This window comes from Halomonas sp. AOP7-B1-5, assembly GCF_052353045.1.
GTDB classification, from domain to species: Bacteria; Pseudomonadota; Gammaproteobacteria; order Pseudomonadales; family Halomonadaceae; genus Vreelandella; species Vreelandella colorata.
In genome coordinates this window covers 1-4,535 of sequence record NZ_JBQTDC010000081.1, presented here as the reverse complement: position 1 = coordinate 4,535, position 4,535 = coordinate 1, and the positions used below count along the sequence as shown (strand labels likewise).

The window sequence follows — 4,535 nt, the reverse complement described above, 5'->3', positions numbered from 1 at the left end:
ACACATCATGAACTGCTGCACTGACTGACTGTTACTCCGCTAGGAGCCGTCGCCTCGGCGTTTTTATTGCGGTGCCGGTCTAATCCCCTTACCCGCTGCCAGTGCCCCTGGAACGCGACTCCAGGGCGTTTGATGCGCGATGCACGCTGAACCGTATGTGAGATTCCCCGTCTCGGCTCAACTACTGCGCCCGGCTGGCCGACAACAACTCGAATCCAGACCAGCGGACACGCGAAAACGCGCTATAGCAGTAGCTATGGCGGTGAGAGAGAAAGGCCTGAAAAATCGTGCTCAGATGGCTTACGAGGTTGCAAGCAGCCCGCTACGGGGCGATAATCTGGGAACAGTTTTGGTTAGGCGAGCTTGTTTCTCTCTAACCGCCGACTAAAAAGTGTTGGTAGCACTTCTTAGTCCGACACCCCGCCTCGGCGGGGTTTCGTCGTTTATAGCCTTTCAAAAGCTGTGCGTCAATCTTCGTCTGCCTGCAAATCATTGACCCAAAAGCTCTTAACCTCTGCATTTCTAAACGAAACGCGGTGTGCTTTCCGCACACAGTGACGCTCTGCGCGTCACTGTCGGCTAATGCCGACCCGCTGGCCTCTACGGCCAGCCATGCACCTGACGGTGCATTGTCGCTCTCTGCGAGCGACGCGCCGCCAATGGCGTCGGAGTCGCCTACCGGCGACCGGTCAGACGCATACGCGCCTGACCGCTGGGTACATCGCTCCGCGTAGTACCCAGCGGTCAGGCTTTATGGCTTATTTACGGCTTTAGCGCACACTCATCGCACAATTTCACACGCACAAAAACTTGTGCTAGATTTTGCGGGTTAGCCGTCGTTGACGTGTGCCTATGGCACAGCAGGTTTTGCCCACACCTGGGCCACAAAAGTGGCGTGACAAAAGATCGCGAAGCATTGCCGAATGCGAGCAAAAAAATCGGTTCCCCGGACCCAGTCCGGCACTGGCTAACAGCATCGTTAGCACCAAGCGCCCAGCCCGCGCTTCCCAAATAAAACCGGCAATAACAGCGAGAGAACAGGCCCGTCGCTTCGATTGATAAACGGGGTCGCAGTCCACCAATGTGGGCGATCGCAGTGTTTTTAACACTGCGAAGGTTCTTACAAAGCGATGATCCCTTGCCTGATTTTGATCCAACCGCCGAGCTAAAGCAGGTTCAAGAATTCAAGAAGCTAGGCCGTATCCGCCCCTATTCGCAGGGCCGCAGCCAGCTTGACCCTTACACTGCTGAATTACTCGCTCTTCACGACAGCGGCGCCCGTCCTGCCGATCTTCAAGCCTGGTTAAAGATGCCCCCGCGCCGCCTCAAAGTCGCTCACTCGACTGTTGCGCGCTGGCTTCAGCGTACGCTCGATAAACGTACTGCCGACCGGGGTGGCCACTAATGGGGATGTGGTTCGCGAGTGGTGAACGGCAGGCTGGCCGTATCATGCAGCAGCTGCAAGGATCGGTGGTTGAAAGTGTGCGCAGCGTCAGTAATTACGAAGCCGCCCTGGCCAACGTGGCCACCTGGCAGAAAGCTGAGCATGCCGCAGGGCGGGAAGGTGGCGATTTGCGCAGCCTTACGCCTGCTCAAGCAGTTGCCTACCTCGAACAGCGCGGCGAAGCGGTTGGCCAAAAGACGCTCGATCAAGAACGCCAAGCTATTCAGCTGATGCAGCAGCATGTCACTGGGCATCTCGCCCAGGGCGAACGCCTGCCGGCTATCAAGAGCGAACAACAACAGGTACTCGAAAGCCGCGCTTATACGCCGGCGCAGATCTCCGCTATTACCGAGCGACAGACTGATAAAAATGCCCTTGCCACTCAGATCGCCCATGCTGCGGGACTTCGTGCGCACGAAATTTTAACGCTACGTCGCGCTGATGAACGCCCCGCTGACACAAGGCCTGCGCGTGATGAGAAATTCGCGGTTCGCCAGGGCGAACGCTACACCGTCGTGGGTAAAGGCGGGCTTTGCAGAGAGGTTCTAATTCCTCACGAGTTAGCCAATCGGCTTGAAGCAACCCGGCTGGAGCAGCCTCAACGGGTGACAGACCGTGGCGTTTACTACCAGTCCCACTATGCAATCAGCGGTGGCCAGCGCTGGTCAAACAGCTTTTCCCAAGCCTCTGATGCCGCGCTGGGACGCTCAACCGGCGCGCATGGACTCCGGCACAGCTATGCTCAAGAACGGATGGGGGAATTACAGCGAGACGGGCTCAGCTACCATGATGCTCTGGAGACGGTTTCGCAGGAGATGGGGCACTTTCGGGACTCAATCACTGAGGTTTATCTGCGATGAATCGACGTAACACTGCGCTTTTCGTCGCTCTGGCGATTTTTGCTGCCCTGATGTGGCTCGCGTATGAACGCTTCCCAAATATCGCTTATCTCACCGGCACTCACAAAGCCAGCCAAGGCTGGGAAGCGGTGATCGATGGCTGGCCCGTCTATGCGTTGATTCTCTCACTAGCCACCCTGATAGGGCTGCTAATCGGTGCCTGGGTGGGTGAAAGCAGCCGCGAGCGTGATGCCGCCGAGACGCTGGCCACCCAGCAAGAAAATCTGAAGGCACAGCAATCGAAAGCTCAACAACTCGAACAAGACGCGCGCATAAAGGCCGCAGAGGCGGCTCAGGCACAGCGCGACGCTGAGGCCCTGCTTGCCCCTTCACAAATGCGTATAAACGAGCTGAGCGAGCAGAATGCGCTATTGAAACGGCGTTTAAGTGGCTCGGTGGAAGCGTTGGAACGTAAAAAACGCCAGGTGCGTGAACTTCGACAACTAGACAATGAAGCGCTGGTAACGGAGATCGAGCAGCTACGCAGCATAATCAGGCAGGATCGACAGCAGATTTTTAAGCTTGAGCAGCAACAGCAACGCTACAAGTAATCCTGGTTAATTAATTCAAAGACCTTACGCTTGGCGCTAGTCAGATCATTTTTCGCTAGAACATACCACTCGTATTGCTCACTGCCGGGCGTCATTTCCTGCCCGACCGCGGCCCGATCACGCTCATAGCGATAGCGCGGCCCTTGAGACGCGGGCTGCCACTCAGTCACCCTTTCACTGCTAAACACGGGTTTGAGCTCGCTGATCTTGCTGATTAGCATGACGGGGAAGATCCTCCCAGCATGGCCTCTCTTATGAGTCTCAACTGCCAGAGAGGCATGACCAACTCTTCATTAAGAGCTGGCCAATGTGTTCATCGATCCCAAAGTAAACAATACCTTTCCAGCTGGGCTCGCACGCTTTGTCTATTACTTAACAACAAAGCCATGTTGACACTATGGTTATGCTTATCTAATTCAAAAATCACTCTGTACCCATCAACTACGATTTCGCTGTAGTCATATAACCCTAGTAATACAGCGTCTTTACATGGGGGCCGTATAGGACAAGCATCAATCATCCTTTCAGCTTTTTTCGTCATGTTCGAGACTATTTTTAAAGCTTTATCCTCACCAACCTTCTTGGCAAGAAAATCGACTAGATCGTCGAAGCTCTGAACTGCAGTTGACGCATAATTAATTCGTAAATTCTTCATTGGTGATTGCTCCTGTTTGGGAGCGACGTTTCTCCCACCCAGACCTCAAATCATCACCAGAAATCAGATTTCCATTAGATTTATCTTTAGAGGCAAAAGATAAAAGTTTAACAAGTGCTATCGCCTCATCCCTACGCATTCGGTCCTCATACGACTCGATCACATAAGCTGGTATCCCATTCTGTGTAATAGTCAGAGGCTCTGAAAGATCGAGCGCCGCTGCATTTTTTTTTAAAAAACTAATAGTTGCTACGTTTGTGTTCATCACACAACTCCTATGGTCTTCAGATATTCGGGGCCATATATTTGACTCCATCCGAATCTGAAATTGTTTAGGAAGGTCCAAATATAGACTAAATTTGACTCCCTGCCAAGTGTAAAGTTCACAATAAAATATTTTTGTCAAGCTTTTCATTAAAAGCCATGAAATTCAAGATTACCGGCATTATCTTGAATTTTTCAGTCGTGGCTTTGGCGCTCTTTATTGATCTGCTTATTGACCCGGTATGCGTAGGCACCGGCAACAGATACAGCGGTTAACAGCACGGCAAAAACGATGGGGAGAATGGCAGGGCTATCGCTCAGAAATACGGAAATAGAGTTCATACGTTCACCTCTCTCAGGGCTGCGGATAGTGAACAGCCTGCACATTTAATTGTAACGATGGTCTTTTCTAATGCGAGTCACTTTTCGCGTTAGAAGAGACCATCAACACTTTGCATGCACTGGCACTAACGCGCTGCGCTTGTTAGCCGCCCAGCCGCCACCGAATCAGAGATTCGGCGCCACTGGGACGGCAGGGTAAGTGTGAAAACATCGGTATATATTGAAGCCAACGGGAGGCGCAAGCCTGCCTTTCCGCTGCGCTCCAAGGCAGGCTTGCGCCTCCCAACTTTTCGCACGTGCGAAAAGTCGAGATACGTTCGCCTTGCTAGCCACTATCGGCACGCCCCGCTGGGCGCTGACCCCTCTCACGCGCTGGCTAG

7 protein-coding genes are annotated in these 4,535 nt (G+C 53.2%); 3 read left to right on the top strand and 4 right to left on the bottom strand.

Features of this window, described 5'->3' with window-relative positions:
• Positions 1-1,138 precede the first annotated feature (1,138 nt).
• The 3 genes from ACT3XD_RS19270 to ACT3XD_RS19260 are packed head-to-tail and all read left to right on the top strand — an operon-like array spanning position 1,139 to position 2,894.
• Complete coding sequence (locus ACT3XD_RS19270; RefSeq protein WP_192539981.1) at positions 1,139-1,405, top strand: hypothetical protein; 267 nt, start codon at positions 1,139-1,141, stop codon at positions 1,403-1,405.
• The gene (locus ACT3XD_RS19265) at positions 1,405-2,304 is read left to right on the top strand and encodes a hypothetical protein (protein WP_444280682.1); all 900 of its coding nucleotides are present in this window, start codon (positions 1,405-1,407) and stop codon (positions 2,302-2,304) included. The genes ACT3XD_RS19270 and ACT3XD_RS19265 overlap by 1 nt, the downstream gene beginning before the upstream one ends.
• Positions 2,301-2,894 carry a hypothetical protein gene (locus tag ACT3XD_RS19260; RefSeq protein WP_444280681.1) on the top strand — a complete coding sequence of 198 codons (594 nt, stop codon included), beginning with the start codon at positions 2,301-2,303 and terminating at the stop codon, positions 2,892-2,894. Before ACT3XD_RS19265 ends, ACT3XD_RS19260 begins: the two co-directional genes overlap by 4 nt.
• Here the strand turns inward: ACT3XD_RS19260 and ACT3XD_RS19255 are convergent.
• The 4 genes from ACT3XD_RS19255 to ACT3XD_RS19240 form a co-directional block, all read right to left on the bottom strand.
• Positions 2,885-3,115 carry a hypothetical protein gene (locus tag ACT3XD_RS19255; protein WP_192539974.1) on the bottom strand — a complete coding sequence of 77 codons (231 nt, stop codon included), beginning with the start codon at positions 3,113-3,115 and terminating at the stop codon, positions 2,885-2,887. The two genes, ACT3XD_RS19260 and ACT3XD_RS19255, sit on opposite strands and share 10 nt — an antisense overlap.
• A gap of 92 nt (positions 3,116-3,207) precedes the next feature.
• Positions 3,208-3,549, bottom strand: a complete 342-nt coding sequence (locus tag ACT3XD_RS19250) for a type II toxin-antitoxin system RelE/ParE family toxin (protein ID WP_444280680.1) — start codon at positions 3,547-3,549, stop codon at positions 3,208-3,210.
• Positions 3,530-3,814, bottom strand: coding sequence for a type II toxin-antitoxin system Phd/YefM family antitoxin (locus tag ACT3XD_RS19245; RefSeq protein WP_192539927.1), 285 nt, complete (start codon positions 3,812-3,814; stop codon positions 3,530-3,532). Before ACT3XD_RS19245 ends, ACT3XD_RS19250 begins: the two co-directional genes overlap by 20 nt.
• Positions 3,815-4,008: 194 nt before the next feature.
• A complete protein-coding gene (locus tag ACT3XD_RS19240; protein WP_192539926.1) occupies positions 4,009-4,155 on the bottom strand; it encodes a hypothetical protein in 147 nt (48 codons plus the stop codon).
• Between the last annotated feature and the right edge of the window lie 380 nt (positions 4,156-4,535).